The following is a 25,380-nucleotide window of genomic DNA, read 5'->3' as shown; positions in this document are numbered from 1 at the left end:
TTTGCTTGTTACAAAGCCTTACTATTTTACCATATTTCACGGATTCGACATCAAAAATCTATAAAAATTCTCCATTTTGCTGTAAAATGGAACTATCTGAAAATAATTCTATCAATTTTGTTGCAGAAAAGGGAGCGATGCAGATGGAGAACCTTTTTCAGTGGATCAATTCGGTCCTTAAGTTTGTCGGCCCCCTCAGTGACTTTTTCTGGGACGTGCCGACTATGTTCCATGCCTATAAGTCCTTGCCTATCTTGGGCTCTTTTTCCCTTGCTATCGTGCTGCTGATGGGAAGCGGAATCTACTTTACCCTGCGTCTTGGCTTTATCCAAGTAAAAGGCCTGCCGCGCGCCATTCGCCTCATGGCGCATAATAAAGCCGATATGGGTATTTCTCCTGTTGCTGCCTTTATGCTGAGCTCTGCCATGCGCGTTGGTCCGGGTAACATCCTTGGCGTGACGGGGGCTATTTCTGTTGGGGGGCCGGGGGCCATCTTTTGGATGTGGGTATCCGGCTTTTTTGGCATGGCTACGGCTTTTGTTGAAGGAACACTGGCTCAGCTTTTCAAGGAACAGAAAGGACGGGAATTTGTCGGTGGTCTTCCTTTTTACGGCAGTGCCCTCCTTAATGGAAGCTCTGCGATAGGAATCTTCCTTTCAGGCCTTTATATTTTCTACGCCTTGGGCTGCCTGCCCGCCCAAGGGTATAATGTTGTCTCTTCCCTTGGCACCATGGCCGAAATCGTGACAGAAAGCTCCATCGATACGCAATCGACCTTCTATTATGCGGCGGCAGCCATTGTCATTGGGCTTACGGCCATCCTGACTTTTGGCGGCATCCGGAAAGTCACGAAAGTAACGGATCGTATGGTTCCTGTCATGGCCGTAATCTATGTGGGAACGACACTGATTCTCATTGCCGTAAACCTTGACAGCGTACCCTATTTCTTTCGTTCTGTATTAGAAGGCGCCTTTACGCCGGCGGCAATTTTTGGCGGAACCTTCGGTACCGTTCTCGTTCAAGGCGTCAAACGCGGCCTCATGTCAAACGAAGCCGGCCAGGGGACCATCACCATGAGTGCCGCCGCAGCAGACGACAATCATCCCTGTGAACAAGGACTGCTTTCTGCCCTCGGCGTCTTTCTTGATACGCATATCATCTGCACCATGACGGGGTTTATCGTTATTATGGCCCACGCTTGGGACAAGGATCCTGCTCTTTGGCAGGATGCCGGAAAGCTCCCGAAATACCTTCTTTCTGTTTCGGAACTGGTCCCGACAGCGTCCTTCCACGCCGCGGTCAATTTTGCCCTGACGCTTTGCTTCTGTCTGTTTGCCTATACCTGCCTTGTGGGCATGATTTCCTTTTCGGAAATTGCCGCTGCCCGTATGGGAAAAAGTCAGAGCCTTTTCATAACGGTGCGCGTCCTTGCCCTAGGTGTTGCCCTTTTCGGTGTTCTGGTCAATATTGCGGGCTATGATCTGGGAAATCTCTGGGCGTTTTCGGACCTTGCCAATATCATCCTTTGCTACGTCAACGTGCCACTTCTTTATCGAGGTTTTGCCTACGTCCTAAAGAGCAAGGAACACTTTGTAAGCGGCAGTACGGAGCCTTTTGACGGCAGTATCATGGGTATCCATACGCCATGCTGGCCCCGCGATTCCCATAAAGGGTAAGGCAGGTGTTCATGCGTTATCCCTTCCTTGACGCCCTGCGCGGGTTTTCCCTCTGTTCCATGACGCTCTACCATCTCCTGTGGGATATCGTCTACTTGAGTGGCCGCAGCCTTCCTTGGTATGATGGAATGGCGGGGTATCTTTGGCAGCAGAGCATCTGTTGGACCTTCATTGCTGTGAGCGGGATGTCCCTTGCCCTTGAAGTTAAAAAGAAAGGACGGAAAAGGGCAGCGAAAAGCCGACTCGTCCTTGTGGGGTGGGGGACGGCCATCACCTTTGTGACGCGGCAGGCCATGCCCCAGGAACCTATTTATTTTGGCGTCATTTTTTTTCTTGGTGCAGTGTCCTTGCTGACGATTTGCTTCTGGCCTGTCATGGAGAAAAAGCCAAAAGGAGCAGCCCTTTTCTGCGGCACCCTTTTTTTCTTTTTGCGCAACGCACCGCAGGGCTTTTGGGGCTTTGAACGGATGGTGGGGCCGGCCTTACCGGAGATGCTCACCCATTTCGGTCTTTTCAGTGCTTTTTGGGGGTTCCCACCAAGGGACTTTTATTCAGCGGATTATTTTCCTTTGATTCCATGGTGGGGCCTTTTTGGGTTTGCTGCGGCTCTGGGTGCCCTGTGGCTCAAAAAAGGCTCTGTACCTGACCTCCTAAAAAAAGACGTCCCTTTTCTGCGCACATTAGGCAGAAAGTCCCTATGGATCTACCTGCTGCATCAGCCCGTGATCATGGGGGTGATGTGGGGGATGGGAATGATAAAGATTTAACTCGGAGTATAAATGACTCCGAGTTTTTGTTTTGATGCTGTGATGCTAAGGCTGGCCCCAAACCGTCCCTTCTTCGAAGGGTGGGGGCCGAATTACATTCACCCCCAAACATGTTTCTCGGACTTCCGCTTCGTTTCAAAAGCGTCCTTTGAAACTCCGGGCGAATATGCCTCACTACCGTTCGTATAGGGACGTCACTGTCGTTCCTCATCCACCTCCAAACCCGGGAAATTCTGATCATAATAAACTTGCTGAAATTTCCACAAAATAGTAGTGCTAATGAATTTTGTAAGCGACACCTTCTTACACGAAAACGGTTCCTTTACTTCTGCAGCCGCCTTTTATAGGACCGGGCGGCTTCCAAAGTTCCGGATCTGTATTTGAGTAAATATGGCAGACGTCCATTACAAATTTAGCAGTCACTTGTTCCGCGTTTAACAACGCAGATGGACCGATATGGACCGTAGACGAAATCGTTTTCCGTTGCAATCAGAAAAAAATCCTAGGAGCGGTTCGACCGACGACTGCATTTTTTCGGGCGAATTTAAGCTGAATTTGTGTTACGTAACTTGTTACGACGGGGCATGCCCCATTACCATCAAATAGCTCTGTTTTCTGTAATGGGGCACGTAATTACATCGAATCGGAGCGATTTTTTGCTTCAAGTAAAAATAAAGAAGGTGGTTTGGGGTCGGCCTTATGAGCCAGCCGCCGCAGGCGGCCTCAGTCAGGCTGCCACTGGCAGCGTCTTAGCCAAGGGCATGATGAATGTTGAAGTTGGCTCGCCTCAGCCAAAGAAGGCCCCGTATCTATATGCTTTCCGCATTAGCCTACAAAAAATCCCCTAGAAAACAATTCGTTTTCTAGGGGATTTCTTTCTTTTCCTTACTTTCCAGCTGCCACTTCGCGCAGGGCTTCACCCATGCGGCGGATGCCTTCTTTGATGCGGTCATCAGGCATATTGGAGTAGTTGATGCGCATATGACGGTCGCTCTTTGTTGTCGGGTAGAAGAATTCCCCGAGGACGCCAGCTACATTTTTTTCAATGCATTTATCGAAGACCTTGCGGGCCGAGACACCTTCGGGGAAGGTGAGCCACAGGAAGAGCCCGCCTTCAGGATGGGTCCAGGTCGTGCCGTCAGTAAATTCCTTTTCCATGCACTGGATGATGAGGTCGCGGCGATGGCCATAAAGGGCGTTGATTTCTTTTACATGTTCATCAAGGCTGAATTCGTCCATATAGCGGTCAATGATGGCCTGATCAAAAGCGGACGAATGAAGGTCCGCACTTTGCTTGACCTTGACGAACTGAGGCATGATATCCGGGGAGCAGGCCAGCCAGCCGATACGCAGGCCTGGGCAGAATGTCTTGGAGAAGGTGCCCATGCCCATGACCTGACCGCGCTGATCCATGCTAAGGAGCGAGGGATTTGTTGTCCCTTCATAGCGCAGTTCCCCATAGGGGTTATCTTCCAGAACGGGGATATCATACTTTGCCATGATTTCCATAAAGGCTTTACGGCGTTCCATAGGCCAGCAGATGCCTGTCGGGTTTTGGAAGTCGGTAATGACATAAACAAGCTTGACATTTTCCGTCGTTTCAAGGATTTTTTCGAGGGCTTCCGGAATCATGCCCTTATCATCGGTCGGGACTTCCTTGAACGTGCATTCGTACGCCTTGAAAGCGTTGATGGCAGCAAGGTAGGTCGGAGCCTCCATGAGGACCACGTCGCCGGGGTTCAGGAAAATCTTGCCGGCCATATCGAGGTTCTGTTGGGAACCCGTTGTAATCAAGATGTTTTCCATCTTGAGATCGGAGTTGTAGATTTTGTTCATGCGGTCAGCAATCTTTTGTCGCAGGGTGGGTCGGCCTTCGGTCGTTGCGTACTGGAGAACTTTGCGGCCTTCTTCGGCGCAGACTTCCTGGGCAACCTTACTGATTTCATCGACAGGGAAAAGTTCCGGTGCGGGCAGACCGCCGGCAAAGGAGATGACTTCCGGGCGCTGGGTTACTTTCAGGATCTCACGGACGGCCGATGCTTTCATACCGGCCATGCGGCTTGCTAATTGGTACTTCATAATTTTTCAAACCCCTCTCGAATACATGGTAACGGTGATTGCACTTTGTATACAATCCATTGGTATGTTATGAATGACTCTATTTTATTCCTCATCATTACAATAGTCAATTGAAAATATAGCAATCTACCTATAATGTAAAATAAAGAAAAAAACGTATCTAAATACGGAGTTTCGTCGTCGCTAAAAGGACAATTTTTAGTGGGATAAACCCTTTTTTCACGCTTCGTCCAATATGGTATAATGACAGGGATCCAGTTACGGGTGGGAAAAAGCGACTTTTTCCATCTTTTCAATCCTGAAAGGAGATTTTCATGAACGAGACCTTCCTTATCATCGATGGCAGCAGCTTGATCCATCGCGCGTTCTTTGCCCTGCCTTCCTTTACCAATAAAAAAGGCGTCAATACAGGTGCTGTCTATGGATTATGCAATATGCTCCTAAAACTTCTTGAAGAAGTGAAGCCAAGCTATATGGCCGTTGCCTTTGATAAATCGCGGCATAGCTTCCGGACGGAAAAATTTGCCGATTACAAGGGGCAGCGCAAGGCAACCCCGCCGGAACTTAAGGAACAGTTTCCTCTTGCCATTGAGCTCTTAACGAGCATGGGCATTCCGACCCTGGAAATGGATAATTACGAAGCAGACGATCTGATTGGGACCCTTTCCGCAACAGCTCCAAAAGAAATGAAGGTCATCATTGTAACGGGCGACCGTGATGAATTCCAGCTCATCAAGGAAAATGTCCATGTCTACTTCACTAAAAAAGGCATCACCCAAATTGGTAATTACGACGAAGCGGCCTTCCAGAAAGAATACGAAGGCCTTAGCCCCCGCCAGATCATCGATCTTAAGGGCCTTATGGGCGACACGAGCGACAATATCCCCGGTGTGCCTGGTGTCGGCCCCAAGACGGCCCTCAAGCTCATCAAGGAGTACCAGTCCGTGGAAGCCGTTTTGGATCATGCCGAAGAGGTCAAGGGCAAGAGCCTAAAGGAAAAGCTCATCACCTTTAGGAATCAAGCTCTCCTTTCCAAGGAACTTGCCACTATTTGCCTCACTGTTCCCATGGATACGGATCCTGCGTCGTATCGACTGACGGGCCTTACAGAAAAAAGCCGTGTCCTCATGGATGATCTCCAATTCAAGAATATGTGGAACCGGTTTTCCCCGGTCCTCGGACTTGCCGATGGAGTGAGTAAAGCTCAGGATGGCGGTGAAATGAGCATGTTTGGCGAGGTCATTGCCGAAGATGCCTATGAAACAGTCCCGCTTGCTTCGTTAGAAGCTGCCACAGCCTTTTTGACGCGTGTAAAAGAAGGCAGTGCGCCCCTGTCCCTTATGTATGAAACAGAAGGCCTCTTGCCGCACCTTACCCTTACCAGTCTTTCCGGTGCCCATGATCACAAGGTCTATGTTTGGGATAAGGCCCTTTTGAATGATGCAAATATGCTCGCCCTTTTGTGCGATGGCGCGATCAAAAAGATCGTCCCAAACCCAAAAGAACTGTATAAATTCATGCAGGGAAAGGGTGTTAGCCTGCAAGGCGTTATCGGAGATCCGTCTCTAGCGGCCTATCTTTATGAGCCGGGTGAAACCCATTATGACGTAAAGAGCCTTGCTGAAACGTATCTTCCTGCCAGCTGCGGCGGTACGGCCCAAGATGTGGAAGCCCTTATGCCCGTACTTGAAGGCCTCATGGCTGAACGCGGTCTTACGGAACTTTATCGGGACATTGAGCTTCCCCTTACGAAGGTTCTTGCCAATATGGAAGTAAATGGTATCACCCTGGATAAGGGCATGCTTGATGAAGTGACAAAGAGCATGACAAAACAGGTGGCTGACCTTGAGCAAAAGGCGAAGGAAGAGGCTGGTGAGGACTTCAATGTCAATTCACCCAAACAGCTGGGCGTTATCCTTTTTGAAAAATTGGGCCTTCCCATCATCAAAAAGACAAAATCAGGCTATTCCACGGATGTGAGCGTCCTGGAACAGCTGCAGGGAGAACATCCCATCATCGAGACCATCATGGAGTACCGTACGCTGTCAAAGCTTTTATCCACGTACTTAGTGGCGCTCCATCCCCTCATCAATCCCAATACGGGCCGCATCCATACCCATTTCAATCAGATGGCGACCGTGACCGGACGGCTTTCCAGTACGGATCCAAATCTGCAGAACATCCCTACCCGGACGGAAGTAGGCAAGCAAATGCGCCGGATGTTTGTACCCGGCAAAGGGTATGACCTCCTCATGAGCTGTGATTATTCCCAGGTTGAACTGCGCGTCATGGCAAGCATTGCCGGCGATGAACGCCTCATTGACGCCTTCCGTCATGGCCAGGATATCCATAGCAGGACGGCCTCGGAAATCTTTGGCGTGCCCATTGAGGACGTAACGCCTTTCATGCGCAGCAAAGCAAAGACCGTAAATTTTGGCATCATCTATGGCATCAGCGATTTCGGCCTTGGCCGGCAGCTTGGTGTGCCCAGAAGCGAAGCCGCTCAGTATATTGACAGCTACTTTGCCCGCTATACGGGCGTTAAGGAATACATGGAAGGGGAAAAGAAGAAAGCCCGTGAAATGGGATATGTCGAGACCCTTTTTGGCCGGCGCCGTTATTTGCCGGACATCCATGCAAAGAACTTCAACCGCCGCAGTTTTGCGGAACGGACGGCCATCAATACACCTATCCAAGGGACGGCAGCGGATATCATCAAGATTGCCATGCTCCATGTGGCTAAAGAACTCAAGGAAGCCGGCGTAAAAAGCCGCGTCCTTCTCCAGGTCCATGACGAACTGGTCCTTGAAGTGGTGGAAGAAGAAAAAGATAAAGTCAGTGCCATCGTGAAAAACGCTATGGAGCGCGCTGTCACCCTGAAGGTGCCCCTTGTGGCTGATATTGCCTTCGGTAAGACCTGGGCTGACGCAAAATAAGAGGGAAGGTGTGGGGGAACCCGCGCCTTTTCTCTCAAGGTAAAGGAGAAATGATGCCGGAACTTCCAGAAGTCGAACAGGTACGGATCTCCCTGGAGCCGTACGTATTGGAACAGAAAATTGAAGACGTGAGAATCTTATTGCCCCGCATGATTGTCCACCCTTCGCCTGAAGGGTTCAGGAAGGGCCTTAGGGACGCTGTCGTGACGGCTGTCCTCCGCCGAGGAAAATATTTGTCCCTCATGCTCAAAGGCGGTGAAAGGCTTATGGTGCATCTGCGGATGACCGGTGCCTTCCTCGCTGTAAAAAAAGGGGAGCCCCTGCCGCCATTTGCGCGCTGGGGCCTGATTCTTTCCGGAGCTTATGATTTGTGGATGACAGATATCCGGACTTTTGGTACAGCGGCCCTTTATCAAGAAGGGGAGCCCCTTGATAAGGGCTTTGAAGCGCTGGGACCGGAACCGCTTGATGACGCAATGACCGGCACCTATCTTAAAGAAAGGGCGCGTCATAAGAAAACCCAAGTTAAACCCTTTATCCTTGATCAGTCCATCATCGCGGGACTTGGCAATATTTATGCCGATGAATCCCTTTTTGCGGCTGGCATCCGGCCTACGAAAAGGGTTAGCCGAATGACCAAAAAGGAATGGGAGCGACTTGCCATTGCCATCAAGGAAGTCATTCAAAGTGCCTTGCGCCATCATGGAACAACGTTCCGCAATTACCAGGATGCAGACGGAAAAATGGGGGATAACTTCCGGTACCTCAAGGTGTATCATCGCGGTGGGAAGCCCTGTCCATTGTGTGGGAAAACGCTCACGAAAACGAAAGTGGCGGGACGAGGCACCGTGTACTGTGCCCACTGCCAGAAATAGGAGGTTCATATGATCATTGGACTGACCGGCGGTATTGCGTCCGGAAAAAGTACGGTGAGCGCTTATTTGGCCCAAAAGGGCATCCCCGTTTTCGATGCTGATCGCTCGGGCTGGCATGTGGAAGAAAAGGGATCGCCTTGTTTAGCAAGGCTTGCCAAGCGGTTTGGAGAGGAAATCCTGATGGCAGATGGGCGCTTGGACCGAACCCGTTTGGCGGCGCTGGCTTTTTCGTCAAAAGAGGCCACACAGGATCTTAATGCAATCGTCCATGGCGCAATCAAAGAAGAAAGGGATGCGTTTTTACGCCTTCATAAGGACGACAGCCTCGTGGTCATTGACGCCCCCCTCCTTCTTGAAGGACACTGGGAAAGCGTATGTGATGAAGTTTGGCTTGTTTTTATTCCTGAAGAAGAACAGGTCCGCCGCGCCATGAAACGCTCTGGAATCACGCGGAAAGAAGTTCTCATGCGCATCAGGCGTCAGATGCCCCTTGTTGAAAAACGCAAAATGGCCGATGTCATCATTGATAATAGTCAAACGCTGGAAGCCCTTTATGAGCAAGTTGACCAGGCCCTTATGAAGGCGCTGGAAAGAGCCAGCACTATGGAAAATGAAAAATTTTCATGAACTTTACTTTTTTCCTCTGTATTTAAAAGGGAACTTTGGGCATCTTTCCGTGTCAAAAGGCTTTTTTGCTTTGGTCTTCCGTAAATAAGGAGAGTTGTCATACCCTCTTCCAATTTGTTACAATGAATAAGCAGGCTTTTTGTCGTGACCATCCTCTACGGGGGACCGCTTCAAAAAGCACGCCTGAAGTTAATCGTGATGCAGCTGTCAAGTGGGTGTCTGCTAGGGCAGCACCATGATCCATAGAGAGGGATTTCATTGAAGAAAAAAGAACAAAAGAAGCAATCTTCAAGACACTTCCATGGCCTTTTGGCCCTTATCCTAGTGGCTGTGGCGGGGTTTCTTATATGGCGCACGGATTTTTTCCAGCGCCGTGCGGTCTATCAGTGGCCTTATGGAAAGGAAATTCATCAATATAGTGCGCAGTACCGCGTAGATCCCTTTCTTGCCGTTGCCGTGATCAAAAATGAAAGCGGTTTCAACCCAGATGCGGAATCAAAAACAGGGGCCTTGGGCCTCATGCAGATTATGCCAGAGACGGGAAGCTGGATTGCCAAGAGTACGGATTTTCCTAATTTCAAGGCCAAGATGCTGATGCTGCCTGAACTGAATATCAAATTTGGGTGTTGGTACCTCAGTGAACTGGAATCAGAGTTCCAAGGCAATGAGATCCTCATGCTTGCCGCTTATAATGCAGGTCGCGGCACGGTCAAGGAATGGATGGCTGAAAACGGGTGGGGATTTGGCTTCAGTGATATTTCCGCCATTCCTTTTTCCGATACGCGGGAATATGTGCGAAAGGTCCTTTATGACCGTCAGCGTTATGCCGAACTCTACCACACCGTGAGCAACTGATGATGGGAAAAAGGGCGAACTGCAGCTTGATGAAATTTCCTAAAAAACTTCTTGACTCTCTTTTTGATTTCTGCTAGAATAGCATTGTTGTTGATGACAACGCGGCCATGGCGGAACAGGCAGACGCGCTAGCTTCAGGAGCTAGTGGGGGCAACCCCGTGGAGGTTCAATTCCTCTTGGCCGCACCAATTTTATCTGGTGCACGCGGTTGTGGCGGAACGGCAGACGCGTCAGCTTGAGGGGCTGGTGAGAGCAATCTCGTGTGGGTTCAAGTCCCACCAACCGCACCAAATCAAAGGATGAATCGTATCGAGCAAATGCCCGATACGATTTTTTTGTTGTAAAACTTTCAGCCTCGTAACAAAAAAAGGAGGACGTTTCTCTTTTTTTGAAGGATTGCGGGATGACTTCCCGTTTCTATAGTATTTTTCGATGGATGGGAAATCGCCTTTCTTTCCTTTTTGCTGGAAATTTCTTATTAAGGGATAAAATTCACTCTTTATTCATTTTAAGAAGTGTCTTTTTTCTTGTTTTACCAAAGCTGCTACGGTCTTTTCCTGTTTACTTATCCCATCAGTTTTTCTGATAGGGCTTTTTTCTGCCATGGGAGAACGTGGCGAACCATGCTACAATATGGGTATGATGAAAGAACCGAAATCTTGAAAAAGGAAGTGGACCCTATGACCCAAAAAATTCAGATGAAAACGCCCCTTGTTGAAATGGATGGCGATGAAATGACCCGCATCCTCTGGAAGATGATCAAAGATATCCTGATTCTTCCCTATATCGACCTCAAGAGTGAATACTATGATCTGGGGATGAAACACCGTGATGATACGGATGACGAGGTCACCATTGAGTCGGCGCTTGCCACAAAAAAATACGGAGTCGCTGTCAAATGCGCCACCATTACGGCAAATGCGGCCCGTGTAAAGGAATATGACCTTAAGAAAATGTGGCCCAGCCCGAACGGAACGATCCGTGCCATCTTGGATGGAACCGTATTCCGTAAACCCATTATGGTCAAGGGGATTGCCCCGCTCGTCCGTAACTGGGAAAAGCCCATCACCATAGCGCGTCATGCTTTTGGTGACATCTATAAGAATACGGAACTGCGTATTCCTGCTGGCGGCAAAGCGGAGCTTGTCGTGACGGATGCGCAAGGTAGACAGACGCGCCGCACCATTCATGAATTTAAAGGAGAAGGCATCACGCAGGGCATCTTCAATACGGATGAATCCATTCGCAGCTACGCTCATGCCTGCTTTGACTATGCGCTATCTGTCAAGGAAGACCTCTGGTTTGCCACGAAGGACACGGTCTCTAAAATCTATGATCATCGCTTCAAGGACATTTTCCAGGAAATTTATGACAAGGAATATAAAACGCGGTATGAAGCGTGCGGGATTGAATATTTCTATACTCTCATCGACGATGTTGTCGCCCGTATCATCCGTTCCCGCGGTGGAATGGTCTGGGCCTGCAAGAACTACGATGGCGACGTCATGAGCGACATGATGGCAACCGCCTTTGGTTCCCTTGCCATGATGACTTCCGTTCTTGTTTCTCCTGATGGAAACTATGAGTATGAAGCTGCTCACGGGACGGTGCAGCGTCATTACTATAAATATCTCAAGGGCGAGAAAACTTCCACGAATCCTGTGGCAACTATCTTTGCTTGGTCCGGCGCTCTTAGAAAACGCGGTGAGCTCGATGGTCTCCCTGAGCTCCAAACGTACGCCGACGCCCTTGAAAAAGCCACTATCGATACCACTGAAAGTGGCACCATGACAGGTGATCTTTACAGCATGTCGAGCCTTCCGGAAAAAGTAAAAGTAAACAGCGAGGAATTCCTGAACGCCATTGCAGGTCGTCTCGAAAAACTTCTCGCTTGATTGGGATCCCTCGTGGCGATGGACGTTTGTCCCCTGCCATGGGGGATTTTTTACAAATACGGGGTATAATCAGATCACAATGGTTTTCGCATTCACAGTAGCATAGCATCACTGTGTCGGAGTGATTTTTTACACCGAGTTTTTCAATCCGGTCCCCGTTTGCTATGATGAAACTGAATCCAAAAGGAGGGATACCATGGATACGATGGGTTATTTACGTAAAATTGGCCAGTTCGGGAAAAATCCTGATGGCTCCTATACACGGCGTATTTTTAGCCCTGAATGGGAGCGTGCGGCAGACCTTGTCCGGAGCGAGATGAAGGCCCTTTCCATGAAGACGGACCGAGATGCCGCTGGAAATGAGCACGGTGTTCTTCTAGGCTCCGTTCCCGGTCTTCCGGCGATTATCCTGGGATCCCATCTTGACACTGTGCCTTCCGGCGGTCTCTATGACGGCGCCATGGGTGTCGCAGCGGCTCTTGCAGCGCTTAGCCGTGCTCAAAAAGAGGGCGTGATTTTCCGTCATCCAATGGAGATTTATGCCTTTAACGGCGAGGAGTTCAACCCCTTGGGAGCGCTTTTTGGAAGCCGCGTCCTCACAGGCTGGTTTGATTCCGAAGCGCCCCATATGAAAGATGCACTGCATTCCTTTGGCAAAACTGGGGAAGAGATGGCTGCGGCGCGGCGCGATTTTGCTGGCGTCAAATGCTATCTCGAGGCCCATATCGAGCAGGGGCCTGAGCTTGCTGCCCGAAAGCTTCCTGTGGGTATTGTTACGGGCATTGACGGCGTCTTTCGGTATCGCGTCATCTGCCACGGCATGGCTAATCACAGTGGTACGACGCTGATGAAGCGGCGCCATGACGCCATGGTGGGCATGGCAAAACTGATTGTTTACGGGGATCTGAGGTGCCGTGAACTGGACGATCATCTCGTCTTTACGGCAGGGACCATCAAGTGCTTGCCCAATTCAGCCAATGTTGTACCAAACCGTGTGGAAGCAACGTTCGAAATGCGCCACTTGGACCGGACCCTGACAGATGCCCTCATTGCAGACATCAAGACCTACGCCGAAACAATCTCGGATGTCACCTTTTCCTTTGAAACGCGGGAAGAAAAGCCCGGCACCTACTGTGACAAGGGACTTCAGGAAGTTTTTCAAAATGCCGCGGACCGCCTTCATCTGCCTTACTTTGTCATGCCCAGCGGTGCCAGCCACGACGCTCACGCCCTGGCCCGCCGCGTTCCGGTGGGGATGATCTTTGTCCCGAGCCGCGATGGTATCAGTCATAATGGAAAGGAATGGACGGACGCAAAGGATGTGCGCGCTGCTGGGAACCTTCTTTATGAAGCTCTCCGAATCCTTGATAAGGAGGATTGAGCAACGTCCTTAAATTCCTCCTCAAAGTCCCCTATAATGGACAGTATTTGTGTTATGATAATGCTAGAGGAGGGGAGAATATGAAAACTATCTATGTTACGATTACAGGAACGGACTTTTGCTGCGGATTGGACTTCTTTCGCCGGCACGATGCGCTTATCCTTAAAAAAGAACCCAAAAACGAATGGGACCGCGAGGCCATTGCCGTCTATCGGGAAGGCCTTGGCAAAGTGGGTTATGTCGCCAACAGTCCCAAGACCGTTCTTGGCGAAAGCTACAGTGCTGGCCGCCTTTATGACAAGATTGGCAAAAAAGCCACGGCCCGCGTCGAGGTGATTACGGACAAAGGAGTCCTCTGCAAGGTTAAAGGCCCCTTCAAGGACTAAAAAAAGAGGCTGCCTTCTTACGAGGACAGTCTCTCTTTCTGTGCTTATTCTTTTGGTTCCTGCTGCTTTGCCGTATAGGCATCGGCAATCCGTTCGCCTTCGCGGCGCATGGCAAGGACAACGGACTGAGGACTGGTGATCTTGACCCCAGGCCCCAGTGCAAAGATCCAGCCAAGGAACTGGCGGCTGACCGCCGCGGTGATCGTGACGGCTACGTGGTCATCATCGACAGGGGTGACGGGGATCTTCTTGCCAAAACGGTCGATGAAGACACCAATCAAATCATTTTCGAGTTCAACGGTGACATTTTCCACATCCCCGTCATACATTCCAAAATGATACTGCGTGTACTCCGGCATATCGATGCGGCGGTAGGCATCTCGGCCCAGTCGGCGGGTCCGCAGGATGCTGATATCCATCATCTTGTCCACGCGATAGTGCTTGAGCTTTTTATCAAGGGCATCATAACCAAGAAGATAATAGTTTTCGTTGTCCCACACAAGGCACCAAGGACTTACGGTGTAGGAAGAGCCGTCCCGGCGTTTTTCCAGTTCCTTGTGGATGTTCCATTTGCAGTAGTGGAACTGAATCTGGTAATTTTCATTGATGGCCTTGAAAATCGTATCAATGGTCAGGTACGTACGTTTGTTGCTTGTCTTGATGCGGCCGAAAATGTAGACTTGGCGCTGCAGCTCCTGCCCTTCATAGTGGCTGACGAGCTTTTCGAGCTTGCGGATAAGGGTGTCCGATTTGTGCTCGTTGATGAATTTGGATGCCTGCACGGAATCGACGAGGAGCTTGACTTCCGGTAATTCAAAATCACGGCTTCCCAAATGATAGTTCCACGTGCGGCCTTCCTGCATGGCGATGATGTCCATGCCGTAGCGTTTGAGTTCCTTGAAGTCCTGATACAGCGTCTTGCGGTCGGCATTAACCCCCAAACTGTTGAGGCGTTCCGTGATATTTTGGAGCGTCAGGCTGTGCTGATCGTCAGTTTCTTCTTCAAAGATCTGCTTGAGGTAAAGCATTTTCAGCTTCTGGTTGGTTCCTTTTGTCACACTGATCCCCTCCTTTAAATCCCTGTCAACTTTTTCTCCCATAATCATATCACAAAACAAAGGAAAACATCAATTATTTCAAAAAATAAATAATAGTCTAAATACTTGAGCTTGTCAAGTAGGAATCATTCACAATTAACTAACAAAATGTGGAAGAAAAGCAGGGAAATAAAGGAAAGTTTACAACTAATCCATGGAGTCTTAACTTCTGGACTCCTTTAAACATGGACGTTCTTTTGGACACTATTTATTTAGACCGGATGGATATGAAAAAAAGAAACCCTATTCATGCCTCTATGGAAGATGAGAAAGGGAGATGCCATATCTTTTCTCTTATCCATTCCCATGATACAAGTGTCCAATCTAAAAAGGTGCCACGGAAAAACGATTGTCCTTATGAACGAGCAACTAGATAGCCCCTATTTTTAGGACATTATGGTATAATGAAACTATATTTGCATCATTCCGAAAGGATGGAATTTCATGGACGATACCCATCTCATTACCTTGTTATCCGGATTTTGTTTTGACTTTACTCATATGTTTGCTCCAGGAGGCCTCAAGGACGAGGAACTGGATGCGCTTTTTCCTCAGCTGCAGGCGGCTGAAGAAGGTCTTTCCTATATTCGCAGGGAAGGCAGGGCCTATCATCATCTTTCAAAAGATGGAGTTCCTGAGGCAGTTTATTTTACTCGTCTTCCCTATATCGCCGAAGACTATCCCAACACGCCGCAGCTCATGGCGCAGCTGGAAGCTTTTGGCAAGAAAGTATCCCAAGGGTTTGATGTGGTGCTCTTCAGTGGCGTAGGCGGTTCCTATTTAGGTGGTAAGGTCCTTTACGACTGCTACCAAAGCGAATTTTGGACGCATCATGATACGCCGGCACCCAAGGTCTTTTTCGTGGGCAACAATATGGACACGGAAGATATGAAGAATACTGGAGCTACCCTTCTTGCCATGGCAAATGCTGTCAAAGAACAGGAAGGGCGCAAGCTTCGCGTTATGCTCGTTCCCATCAGCAAATCAGGAACGACCATGGAACCGACGACAGGTTTTCTCTTCTTTTACGATCGCTGCCAAAAGCATGCGGATAAGATGGAGCTTTCCGTTACCGTCGTGACCGACCCGGCTCAAAAAGACGGCCCGCTCATGCGTCTTTCAAAGGCCTATGACTGGGAAGTGTTCCCCGTTCCTTATGGAATCGGCGGGCGGTTCAGCGTTCTTTCGACTCCGGGACTTATTGTCGCTGCAACTCTTGGAATGAATCTTTCTCAGTTGCTTGCCGGTGCTGCCAATATGGACGAAGTTTGCCGCGGCAGTGACTGGCGGCGCAATCCGGCCCTTTTTGGAGCGGCCGTGAAATATCTGGCCGCCCGGGATCATGGTGCTTCCATCGAAGTCTTCATGCCTTATGCGATGCGGCTTAAGGCGCTCGGGGAATGGTATGTCCAGCTGCTTGCTGAATCCTTGGGCAAGCGTGAGGATCGGAATGGCCAGACCGTCTTTTATGGCCGGACGCCCCTTGTTGCTATCGGTACGACGGATATGCATGCCCAGACCCAGCTCCACCAGGATGGAATCAGGGATAAAGTGGTTCAGTTCCTTTTTATTGATAGCCTAAAAGGAAAAATCCATCTTCATAATCCCTTCCCTGAAATCCAGTCGCTTCGGCCTTATGAAAATATGGATGTCGGGCGGGCCTTGGAAATTGCCATGGAAGCAAATGAAGAGGCCCTTATGAGCGACGGTCGCATGAGTGCCCTTTACCGGCTGCCCCAGCTTGATGAATTTTATCTCGGGCAAATGTTCTACTACCTCATGCTGAGCATTGCCTACGAAGGTGAGCTGGCCAATGTGGATGCTTTTGATCAGCCTGGCGTGGAAGTCTATAAAAAAATCATGAGAAGGAAACTAGGAAAATAATGGCGCAGGAGCAAAAATCGCTCCCTTTTGACGAACGGCGTGAGCCCATGAGTAAAAAAAGATTCAAGAAAAAAGGTCTTAAAGGTTCCTCACATTACTCCGCTCAATTCGGGTAATAGGGAACCTTTCCTATGACCGCCAATTGAAAATAAATCATGCTGAAGCCTTACCCTGAATTTGGGCCTTGATTTGGGGTAAGGCTCTTTTTTTTAGTTTGCTGCAGGATGGGTTGAATCGTTTCCGTTAGGCTTTTTCGCTTAGCACTTGATAAAATCACGAACGTTGGCTGTCCCCACCCTTGCCGTCTTCCCTATATTTCAAAAGACCAGCCTTTTAGAGAATCTCTATACAAGATAAGACAAGATAAGAGCCCTAAACCAAACCTGCGTCTACGTTTGGTTTAGGGCTTGCTTTTCAGTCTTTCTTTCTTTTTCTATCTTCCCTACCTCAGGACAATGTCCGCTTTCTTCGCGTGGTTCAGCTGGTTTCCTGTAATGAATCCTTGGTCATGCATATTTTCAAGGACCAGGTCCCGCCGCCTGCGGCAGGCTTCCATATCGTTATAGGGGTTGAGGTCCGTCGGCGCGTTGGGCAGGCCTGCAAGGACGGCACACTCCATGAGGGAGAGCTGCTTAGGTTCAATGCCGAAGTAATTTCGCGCGGCTCTTCTGATGCCTGTCGAGTGGTTACCAAAAAAAGTTGTATTAAAATACATCTCAAGAATCTCTTCTTTGGAATACCTGGCTTCGACGATGAGGGCGAGGCCAGCTTCCCATAGCTTTCGCTCCAAGGAGCGTTCCGGCGACAGGAGATTGTTTTTTACCAGCTGCTGCGTTAGAGTACTGCCGCCTTGGGCGACTTCGTCGTACTGAAGATTGACGAGCACGGCTCGCATGATGGCACTGGGATCGATGCCGATGTGGGAATAAAAACGCCGATCTTCTGTTGCGATGAGGGCCTGAGGAAGATAGGCGGGCATGTTATCAAGACTGACCCAGTCGCTTTTATCAATCCGTTCCTTTGCCACGTCCTTCATATGATAGGCAAGGTAGCAGAGTCGAAGGGGACGGGGCAGTTTCTTTCCTAGGTAGGGATACGAAAAAGATTCCATGAGGGGCGGCCGGCCCGCACTGGGTGTTGGTGCAGCAGGGACCATGACATACCAGAGGAGCCCGCTGAGGATGAGGGTGAGGATGAAGAGTAATTTTTTCATGGATGGCTCCTTTCCAAGGATGTTTATTTCTTTTCATTCTAATTCTACCTGAAAGAGGCCTAAAAATCCATGGGGAAGAGGGGAGAAAAAACTTGCAATATTTTTGCAAAATGACTAGTACCATGAGGGCCTGAGTACTATAATGTAGGCATCCTAAAAAAAGAGGAAAAAGAAAAGAAAAAAAGTATTGCAAACTTATACATAAAGACGTATAATATTGCAACATAAAGGAGGAGATAGTGCTTTATGGAAAATTTCGGGGGAATCATCCTTTTCCTTGAAGAGGCTTGGCAGACGGTACCGCAGCGATGCATCTGCTGAATTACCGAGGAATCTTGGGATTCAAGATTGCATGAATATTAATGATGATGCGAGTTCCGCACATGAGGAGGAAACAAGATGCAGATCAAAGGCGATGAAATGAATATCCTAGTTGAAGCCCTGCCATACCTGAGTGCTTTCAAAGGAAAGACCGTTGTTGTCAAATATGGCGGTAACGCCATGCTAAGTGATGACCTCAAAAACAAGGTCCTCCAAGACATTGTGTTCCTGCGCCTTGCAGGCATGCGTCCCGTTGTCGTTCATGGCGGCGGCCCAGAAATTACGGCTATGCTGAAGCAAGCAGGCAAAAAGAGCGAATTTGTAAGCGGCCTACGCGTTACGGACGCGGAAACGGTGGCTATTGCTGAATTGGCCCTTGTAGGACGCACCAATACGGACCTTGTCCGAAGACTGAACATCCTGGGTGGTAACGCCATCGGACTGAATGGCAAGGATGGCAAACTCCTTGAAGCCAAGAAACATTTGGCCGATGTTTATGAAGACGGGCAAGTGAACTTGGTCGATATCGGATTTGTGGGAACCGTGGACAAGATTAACACGGATCTTTTGAATCTCCTGATCCAAAATGACTATATTCCCGTCATTGCGCCGATTGGTCTTGGCGCCGATGGTGAGACCTACAATATCAATGCCGACAGTGTGGCCGGTGAAGTGGCAGGGGCCCTCAAAGCAGAAAAGCTTCTTATGCTCACCGATGTGCGCGGCATCTACGAAGACCATCATGATGAAAGTACTTTCCTTTCTACGCTGACCTTCGAAAAGGCACATGAACTGATTATCAAGGGAAGTATCGACGGCGGCATGATCCCTAAGGTCAAGGCCTGCATTACGGCCCTTTCCGGCGGGGCACACAAGACGCACATCATCGATGGGCGCCGGGAACACTCCATCCTTCAGGAAATCTTCTCCGATGAGGGTGTTGGTACGGAAGTCATTAAGGGCTGATGAGGGGGAGCAAGCATGAATACAAAAGAAATCATTGCAATGACGGAAGCACATTACCTTCCCGTCTTCGGCCGTTTTCCCATTGCCATTGACCATGGCGAAGGAGCAACCTTATATGATGCGGACGGCAAGGCCTATATTGACTTTCTTGCCGGTATCGCAACCAATGCCCTGGGCTATCATCATCCGGCAATTGTCAAGGCGGTATGCGAACAGACCCAAAAGGTTATGCATACGTCAAACCTGTTTTATACGGAAATCCAGGCCAAGGCGGCGCAGCAGCTTGCTGAAGTAACGGGCATGGACCGGGTTTTTTTTGCCAATAGTGGGGCCGAAGCCAATGAAGGAATCATCAAGCTTGCCCGCAAATATGGCAGCCGTAAGAACCCGGCAAAATTTCGCATCATTACGGCAAAGGATTCTTTTCACGGCCGCACCATGGAAACGCTGACCGCGACCGGTCAGGACCACTATCATGAAGGACTGACGCCTCTGCCTGAGGGTTTTACGTATGTGCCTTTCGGCGACCTTGCGGCCATCGAAGCCGTTATGGACGATGATGTATGCGGCGTCCTCATCGAACCGATCCAGGGCGAAGGCGGCGTCCATGTCCCAGCTCCGGGGTATCTTGAAGGGGTCAAGGCCTTGTGCGAGAAGCACGATGCCCTTTTCCTCCTCGATGAGGTTCAGACTGGTGTCTGCCGCACGGGCAAATGGTTTGCTTATATGCACAGCACCGTCAAGCCTGATGCCATGAGCCTTGCCAAGGCCATTGGCGGCGGGTTCCCCATGGGGGCCTTTGTCACGACGGAGCGTCTTGCCCATGTCTTTAAGCCGGGCGATCATGGCTCTACCTTTGGCGGCAATGCCATTTCCTGTGCCTCCTGCTATGCCACGCTCAAGACATTAAAGGAACTCCATATGGATGAAGCCGCTGCTAGGAAAGGTGATTATTTCCAAAAGGGCCTTAAGGCACTTCAAAAAAAGCATCCTGACAAGATTGCCGATGTGCGCGGCAAGGGGCTCCTGATTGGGGCTGAACTTTCAAAAGCCGGGGCCTGTCTTGTTGGACGTGCCTTGGAAAAAGGCTTTATCATCAACTGCACGGCAGGAAATGTTCTGCGTTTTGTTCCGCCCCTCATCATTACGGAAGGGGAAATCGATCAGCTCCTTCAATGTCTTGACGAGCTTTTGGCGGAATTCTAAGAAGAAAAAGAGGGAAGAAAATGGCCTTAAAAAATAAAGATTTGATTTCCATCCATGATTTGAGTGTTGGGGAAGTGGCAACCATCCTTGATGTGAGCCGCAAGCTGAAGAAAAAACAGAAAATGGGCGAACCTCATGAATACCTGAAAGGGAAGACCCTTGCCATGATTTTTTCCAAGGCGTCCACACGAACCCGGGTTTCCTTTGAAACGGGGTTCCATCAGCTGGGTGGTCATCCAATCTATATGAGTGAGGCCACAAGCCAGATTGGCCGCGGCGAGCCCGTCAAGGACACGGCCCGCGTCCTTTCCCGTTTTGTCGACGGCATCATGATCCGCACCTATTCTCATGAAGCGGTTAAGGAACTGGCAGCTTATGCTTCTGTTCCTGTCATCAATGGACTGACGGACTTGCTCCATCCCTGCCAGGCCCTGACGGACCTATTTACCATCATGGAGTACAAGGAAGTCCTCAAAGGCCGCAAGCTTGTCTTTGTCGGTGATGGCAACAACATGGCCCATTCCCTGATGTATGCCTGCGCCAAGGTGGGGATGAACATGGTCTGTGCAAGCCCCAAGGGGTACTACCCTGATCCGCAGGTCCTGAAACAGGCCCAGGAAGATGCCGCGCTGACAGGTGCTTCCATTACTGTCGAAGAAGACGTCATGAAAGCGGCTGAAGGGGCCGACGTCCTGTACACGGATGTGTGGGCTTCCATGGGCGAGGAGGCAGAGCACGAGGAAAGGGTAAAGAAGTTCCAGGGTTACCAGATCAATCAAGCCCTTCTTGATGTGGCTCGCCCCGATGCCATGGTGCTCCACTGCCTGCCGGCCCACAGGGGGGAAGAAATTACCGATGATGTCATTGAAGGACCACACTCTGCTGTCTTTGATGAAGCTGAAAACAGGCTCCACGTCCAAAAGGCCATTATGGCTTTGCTGATGAGCGATGAAGTCCTCTAATCCCTAGAAAGAAGGAGAACCCGATCATGAAGAAAAAAGACGAAATCAAAAAAGTTGTTCTTGCTTATTCCGGCGGTCTCGATACGTCCGTCATCATTCCTTGGCTGAAGGAAAACTATAATAACTGTGAAGTCATTACCGTAACGGCCGATTTGGGACAAGGCGATGATATGAGCTTTGTTCATGATAAGGCGTTAAAGAGCGGGGCTTCCAAGGCTTATGTTCTTGATCTGCGGGATGAATTCCTTCGCGATTATGCTTGGCCCATGGTCAAATCCGGCGCCGTTTATGAAAAGAAATATCTCCTGGGAACGTCCATTGCCCGTCCGGTCATTGCAAAGCATCTTGTTGAAGTGGCCCTGAAGGAAAATGCCGATGCCATCTGCCATGGTGCTACAGGTAAGGGCAACGATCAGGTTCGTTTTGAACTGGGCATCAAGGCGCTGGCTCCGCAGCTCCAGGTCATCGCTCCTTGGCGGGAATGGAACATCAAATCCCGTGAAGATGCCATCGATTTTGCCTCCGCCCATAATATCCCGGTTCCGGTCACGAAGAAAAAAGACTATAGCATGGACTGGAATATCTGGCATCTTTCCCATGAAGGCAGCGACCTCGAAGATCCGGCCAATGAACCCAATCCGGATATCTATATCTTCTCCGGTACCCCTGAAGGCGCTCCCGATAAGGACGAATATGTGGAACTGGAATTTGTTGAAGGGGTTCCAGTCGCCGTCAATGGCAAGAAGATGGAACCGGTGGAACTTCTCACCACCCTTAACGAAATCGGCAAGCGCAACGGCATTGGGATTGCTGACATGGTGGAAAACCGGCTGGTTGGCATGAAGGACCGCGGTGTCTATGAAACGCCGGGCGGTACCATCATCTATTATGCCCATAATGAACTGGAAAATATTTGCCTTGATCGGGCCACCTACAACTATAAGGAACAGATTGGCATTCGTTATGCAGAACTTGTCTATGACGGCATGTGGTTCTCCCAGCTGCGGGAAGCCCTCCAGGCCTTTGTCGATGAAACGCAGAAAACGGTGACCGGTACGGTCCGCCTGAAGCTCTATAAAGGCAATATCATTTCTGCCGGCACGACGAGCCCTTATTCCCTTTACAGCAAGGAATATGTCACCTTCGGCGAAGACGATGTATATGATCAGACCGATGCCAAGGGCTTTATCACCCTTTTTGGCCTGCCGCTGACGGTTCGGGCCCTCATGAAACAGGGGAAACTGAAATAAGATGGCAAAGTTATGGGGTGGAAGATTCAGTAAGGATACAAATGCCTTGGTAGACGCTTTCAACGCATCCATTGAATATGATCAGCGCCTCTATCATGAAGATATCCGCGGCAGCATTGCTCACACGCATATGCTGGCCAAAACGGGCATCATTTCGGAAAGTGATGCCGAAAAGATCGTGAAGGGGCTTACGAGCATCCTTGACGATATTGAAAAGGGAACGTTCGAATTCAAGACCGAACTGGAAGATATCCACATGAATGTGGAAGCGGCCCTTACGGAACGCATCGGTGATGCCGGTGCTCGTCTCCATACGGCCAGAAGCCGCAATGACCAGGTGGCCCTTGACATGCATATGTACATGAAACGGGTTGTGACCGAAGTCATGGACCTTGTCATCCGCTTTGAAGAAGCACTTTTAATGGTGGCAGATAAAAACCAGGATACGCTTATGCCCGGGTACACCCATTTGCAGCGGGCGCAGCCCATTACTTTCTGCCATCATCTCTTGGCCTACTTCAATATGTTCCTGCGCGATTTCCGCCGCCTTGAAGGGGTGTGGAAAGGTGCGGACATCATGCCCCTCGGGGCAGGTGCCGTGGCGGGGACAACGCTTCCCATTGACCGCTTCCAGGTGGCCGAGGAACTCAATTTTGACGCGGTTTATGGCAACAGCATGGACGCTGTAAGCGACCGGGATTACCTCTTGGAATTTCTTTCTGCCGCGTCCATCCTCATGATGCACCTGTCCCGCCTCAGTGAGGAAATCTGTCTTTGGTCATCGACGGAATTTGGGTTCATTGATCTTGATGATGCTTTTGCAACGGGTTCATCCATGATGCCCCAGAAAAAGAATCCCGATATTTCCGAACTCGTTCGTGGCAAGACGGGGCGGACCTATGGTCACCTCATGGCCCTTTTGACAACGCTCAAGGGCCTGCCTCTTGCCTATAACAAGGATCTGCAGGAAGATAAGGAAGGTTTTTTTGACGCGGTTGATACGGTGAAGTTTTCCCTCACTGTTTTTCGGGATATGCTCCTTACTATGACGGTGAACAAGGATCGCATGGCCGAAGCTGTCCATAAGGATTATTCCAATGCGACAGACCTTGCTGATTACCTTGTCAAGAAAGGCCTGCCCTTCCGTAAGGCCCATAAAGTCGTTGGCGAAGCCGTGGCTTATGGCATCAAGCACCGCAAGTATCTTGTAGAGTTGACCTTGGACGAGTACAAACAGTTTTCGCCTCTTTTTGAAAAGGATCTCCTTGAAGCCCTGCGTCCAGAAAACTGCGTGGCTGCCCGTACGTCCTACGGCGGCCCTGCACCAAAGGAAAATGCTAAGCAACTGACCTTGGGACGGTCACTTGTTGATGGGCAGAAGAAGACCCTTCATGAGTTGGTAACAAAGCGCTGAGCTTTTGTTATAGGAAAAGGCTTACCTTTTCCGCAAACACAATCATCTGGCACCTTGAAATAAAGGGGACCGGGAGTGTCCATTTCCTCGTGTCCACATGAGCCTCCTTCCGTAGGAAAATAAAAGCACCGGTGAGTGTCTCTTTTCCTATGGAAGGAGGTTGTGTCTTTTTATGGAACTTTTGCGGGGCAAAGAGGCTAAAGGCATGGAAGAATCGGCAATTCATGGTATAATAAACTGTAATTTTATGTCTCCGGAAGGGCCCTACGGGCACCTTCATAAGCTGCCAAGCAGCGTCTTATTATGAAAGGAACGCCTATGAACATCCTCAGCGAGGCAAAGGCGGAATTTGCGGAAACGGTCCGTCTGCGCCGTTATTTTCATGAATATCCGGAACTAAGCAATGAAGAAGAAAAGACCATTGCCTTCCTCGAATCGTATCTCAAGGGCCTCGGCCTTGAAACCGTGAATGTCCCTGACGGGGGCCTTCTGGCCATCCTTGACAGCGGGAAAAAGGGGAGAACCCTCCTCATGCGCAGTGATACAGACGCGCTTCCCATTAAGGAAAGTGAGAAAAACCTGCAAGAACCCAAAGCCTGTATTTCCAAGATCCCCGGTGTCAGTCACGCCTGCGGGCACGATGGCCATATGGCCATGACCCTTACGGCGGCACGCATCCTTGCCGCCCATAAGGATGAATTTGTCGGCAAGATTGTCTTTTGTTTTGAACGCGGTGAGGAAACAAGTGGAGACATTAGGAATCTCCTGCCCTACATCGTTCATGACCTGAAGCTTTCCATCGATGGCTGCTATGCGACCCATGTGCGCTGGGATATGGCCGCTGGAACCGTATCGCTTTGTCCTGGTCCTGTCATGAGTGGAGGCTGCGCTTTTGTTGTCGAGCTTTCTGGTCAGTTTGGTCACGGAGCCCGGCCCGATCTTGCCCGGAGCCCGATTGACTGTTTTTACGCGATTTATAGTGAGCTTTCAAGCTTCCGGATGCGCCGTGTCGACCCCTTTGAATGCCTGACCATTTCCTTGGGTTTTGTCCATAGTGGTGATCAGTACAACGTCATTCCCGGTACTCTCACCTTTGGCGGTACGGCTCGTTTCTTCAGCTATGAAAAAGCGGGGTCCCTTTTTGAGACCTATCTAAAAAAGACCTTGGATCATCTTACGGCCCTTTATCAATGTTCCTATAAAATCACCCACATGCCCAAGGCCCTTTATGAGGTGCGCAATAATGAAACCTGCGCGGCGCTGGGACGAAAGGCTCTTGTGCGGGATCTTGGAAAAGACGCTGTCGTTGACGCGGCGCCTTGGATGGCGTCCGAAAGCTTCGCCCTTTTCCAAAAGCTCTATCCAGGGGTCCTTTCCTTTACAGGCATTCAAAATACGGACCTTGGATGCGGGGCCAATCACCATACGCCGGAATTTGATATGGACGAAAGGGGCCTCATGATGGGCTCTGCCATGGCCGTCAGTTATGCCTTGGCCTTCCTTGCTTATGAAGGAGACATTCCTTTTAAAAAGACGGATGAACCGGTTGAAGAACTGGTCGAACGGAATATTTAACCAATCCAGAACCTT

General features: G+C 49.8%; 19 protein-coding genes and 2 tRNA genes. 18 read left to right on the top strand and 3 right to left on the bottom strand.

Annotated elements, in window-relative coordinates:
• The first annotated feature begins 143 nt into the window (after positions 1-143).
• Positions 144-1,676, top strand: a complete 1,533-nt coding sequence (locus tag HMPREF1246_RS02355) for a sodium:alanine symporter family protein (protein WP_016460004.1) — start codon at positions 144-146, stop codon at positions 1,674-1,676.
• 11 nt (positions 1,677-1,687) lie between these two features.
• The gene (locus HMPREF1246_RS02350) at positions 1,688-2,443 is read left to right on the top strand and encodes a heparan-alpha-glucosaminide N-acetyltransferase domain-containing protein (RefSeq protein WP_021736569.1); all 756 of its coding nucleotides are present in this window, start codon (positions 1,688-1,690) and stop codon (positions 2,441-2,443) included.
• A gap of 885 nt (positions 2,444-3,328) precedes the next feature.
• Here HMPREF1246_RS02350 and HMPREF1246_RS02340 read toward each other — a convergent pair.
• Positions 3,329-4,522 carry a PLP-dependent aminotransferase family protein gene (locus tag HMPREF1246_RS02340; protein WP_009014919.1) on the bottom strand — a complete coding sequence of 398 codons (1,194 nt, stop codon included), beginning with the start codon at positions 4,520-4,522 and terminating at the stop codon, positions 3,329-3,331.
• Positions 4,523-4,836: 314 nt separating this feature from the next.
• Here HMPREF1246_RS02340 and polA point away from each other — a divergent pair, with 314 nt between their 5' ends.
• The 9 genes from polA (at position 4,837) to HMPREF1246_RS02295 (ending at position 13,477) form a co-directional block, all read left to right on the top strand.
• Positions 4,837-7,458 carry a DNA polymerase I gene (gene polA / locus HMPREF1246_RS02335; protein ID WP_009014918.1) on the top strand — a complete coding sequence of 874 codons (2,622 nt, stop codon included), beginning with the start codon at positions 4,837-4,839 and terminating at the stop codon, positions 7,456-7,458.
• A 50-nt stretch (positions 7,459-7,508) separates the two neighbouring features.
• The gene (mutM, locus tag HMPREF1246_RS10390) at positions 7,509-8,333 is read left to right on the top strand and encodes a bifunctional DNA-formamidopyrimidine glycosylase/DNA-(apurinic or apyrimidinic site) lyase (RefSeq protein WP_081690361.1); all 825 of its coding nucleotides are present in this window, start codon (positions 7,509-7,511) and stop codon (positions 8,331-8,333) included.
• Between the two features lie 9 nt (positions 8,334-8,342).
• On the top strand, positions 8,343-8,960 hold the full coding sequence (gene coaE / locus HMPREF1246_RS10385) for a dephospho-CoA kinase (protein WP_021736565.1): 618 nt from the start codon (positions 8,343-8,345) through the stop codon (positions 8,958-8,960).
• Positions 8,961-9,218: 258 nt separating this feature from the next.
• Complete coding sequence (locus HMPREF1246_RS02320) at positions 9,219-9,815, top strand: lytic transglycosylase domain-containing protein (protein ID WP_009014915.1); 597 nt, start codon at positions 9,219-9,221, stop codon at positions 9,813-9,815.
• Between the two features lie 101 nt (positions 9,816-9,916).
• Positions 9,917-10,003, top strand: a tRNA-Leu gene (locus HMPREF1246_RS02315).
• Positions 10,004-10,019: 16 nt separating this feature from the next.
• Positions 10,020-10,105: transfer RNA gene (locus HMPREF1246_RS02310), tRNA-Leu, on the top strand.
• 390 nt (positions 10,106-10,495) lie between these two features.
• Positions 10,496-11,710 (top strand): NADP-dependent isocitrate dehydrogenase, encoded by a 1,215-nt coding sequence (locus HMPREF1246_RS02305; protein ID WP_035224162.1) that lies wholly within the window; start codon positions 10,496-10,498, stop codon positions 11,708-11,710.
• A gap of 196 nt (positions 11,711-11,906) precedes the next feature.
• Complete coding sequence (locus HMPREF1246_RS02300; protein ID WP_021736580.1) at positions 11,907-13,091, top strand: Zn-dependent hydrolase; 1,185 nt, start codon at positions 11,907-11,909, stop codon at positions 13,089-13,091.
• Between the two features lie 80 nt (positions 13,092-13,171).
• Positions 13,172-13,477, top strand: coding sequence for an HIRAN domain-containing protein (locus HMPREF1246_RS02295; protein WP_014129030.1), 306 nt, complete (start codon positions 13,172-13,174; stop codon positions 13,475-13,477).
• Between the two features lie 44 nt (positions 13,478-13,521).
• Here HMPREF1246_RS02295 and HMPREF1246_RS02290 read toward each other — a convergent pair whose 3' ends face one another.
• On the bottom strand, positions 13,522-14,535 hold the full coding sequence (locus HMPREF1246_RS02290; protein WP_016460008.1) for a YafY family protein: 1,014 nt from the start codon (positions 14,533-14,535) through the stop codon (positions 13,522-13,524).
• 483 nt (positions 14,536-15,018) lie between these two features.
• Between HMPREF1246_RS02290 and HMPREF1246_RS02285 the strand changes: the two genes are divergently transcribed.
• Positions 15,019-16,458, top strand: a complete 1,440-nt coding sequence (locus HMPREF1246_RS02285; RefSeq protein WP_021736602.1) for a glucose-6-phosphate isomerase — start codon at positions 15,019-15,021, stop codon at positions 16,456-16,458.
• 442 nt (positions 16,459-16,900) lie between these two features.
• Here HMPREF1246_RS02285 and HMPREF1246_RS02280 read toward each other — a convergent pair whose 3' ends face one another.
• Complete coding sequence (locus tag HMPREF1246_RS02280; protein ID WP_009016373.1) at positions 16,901-17,671, bottom strand: transglycosylase domain-containing protein; 771 nt, start codon at positions 17,669-17,671, stop codon at positions 16,901-16,903.
• A gap of 399 nt (positions 17,672-18,070) precedes the next feature.
• Between HMPREF1246_RS02280 and argB the strand changes: the two genes are divergently transcribed.
• From argB to HMPREF1246_RS02250, 6 genes are all read left to right on the top strand, one after another.
• Positions 18,071-18,958, top strand: coding sequence for an acetylglutamate kinase (gene argB, locus HMPREF1246_RS02275; protein WP_009016374.1), 888 nt, complete (start codon positions 18,071-18,073; stop codon positions 18,956-18,958).
• A gap of 15 nt (positions 18,959-18,973) precedes the next feature.
• Entirely contained in the window at positions 18,974-20,164 is a 1,191-nt protein-coding gene (locus tag HMPREF1246_RS02270) for an aspartate aminotransferase family protein (protein WP_009016375.1), read from the top strand.
• A gap of 20 nt (positions 20,165-20,184) precedes the next feature.
• Entirely contained in the window at positions 20,185-21,126 is a 942-nt protein-coding gene (gene argF, locus HMPREF1246_RS02265; RefSeq protein ID WP_009016376.1) for an ornithine carbamoyltransferase, read from the top strand.
• Positions 21,127-21,152: 26 nt separating this feature from the next.
• The gene (locus HMPREF1246_RS02260) at positions 21,153-22,376 is read left to right on the top strand and encodes an argininosuccinate synthase (RefSeq protein WP_009016377.1); all 1,224 of its coding nucleotides are present in this window, start codon (positions 21,153-21,155) and stop codon (positions 22,374-22,376) included.
• 1 nt (position 22,377) lies between these two features.
• The gene (argH, locus tag HMPREF1246_RS02255) at positions 22,378-23,790 is read left to right on the top strand and encodes an argininosuccinate lyase (RefSeq protein WP_009016378.1); all 1,413 of its coding nucleotides are present in this window, start codon (positions 22,378-22,380) and stop codon (positions 23,788-23,790) included.
• Positions 23,791-24,108: 318 nt separating this feature from the next.
• Positions 24,109-25,365 (top strand): M20 family metallopeptidase, encoded by a 1,257-nt coding sequence (locus HMPREF1246_RS02250; protein WP_035224195.1) that lies wholly within the window; start codon positions 24,109-24,111, stop codon positions 25,363-25,365.
• Positions 25,366-25,380 lie beyond the last annotated feature (15 nt).

This window comes from Acidaminococcus sp. BV3L6 (assembly GCF_000468835.1).
Taxonomy (GTDB): Bacteria; Bacillota; Negativicutes; order Acidaminococcales; family Acidaminococcaceae; genus Acidaminococcus; species Acidaminococcus intestini.
Note: the sequence above shows the minus strand (reverse complement) of the source record. Positions and strands in the feature narration are given on the sequence as shown.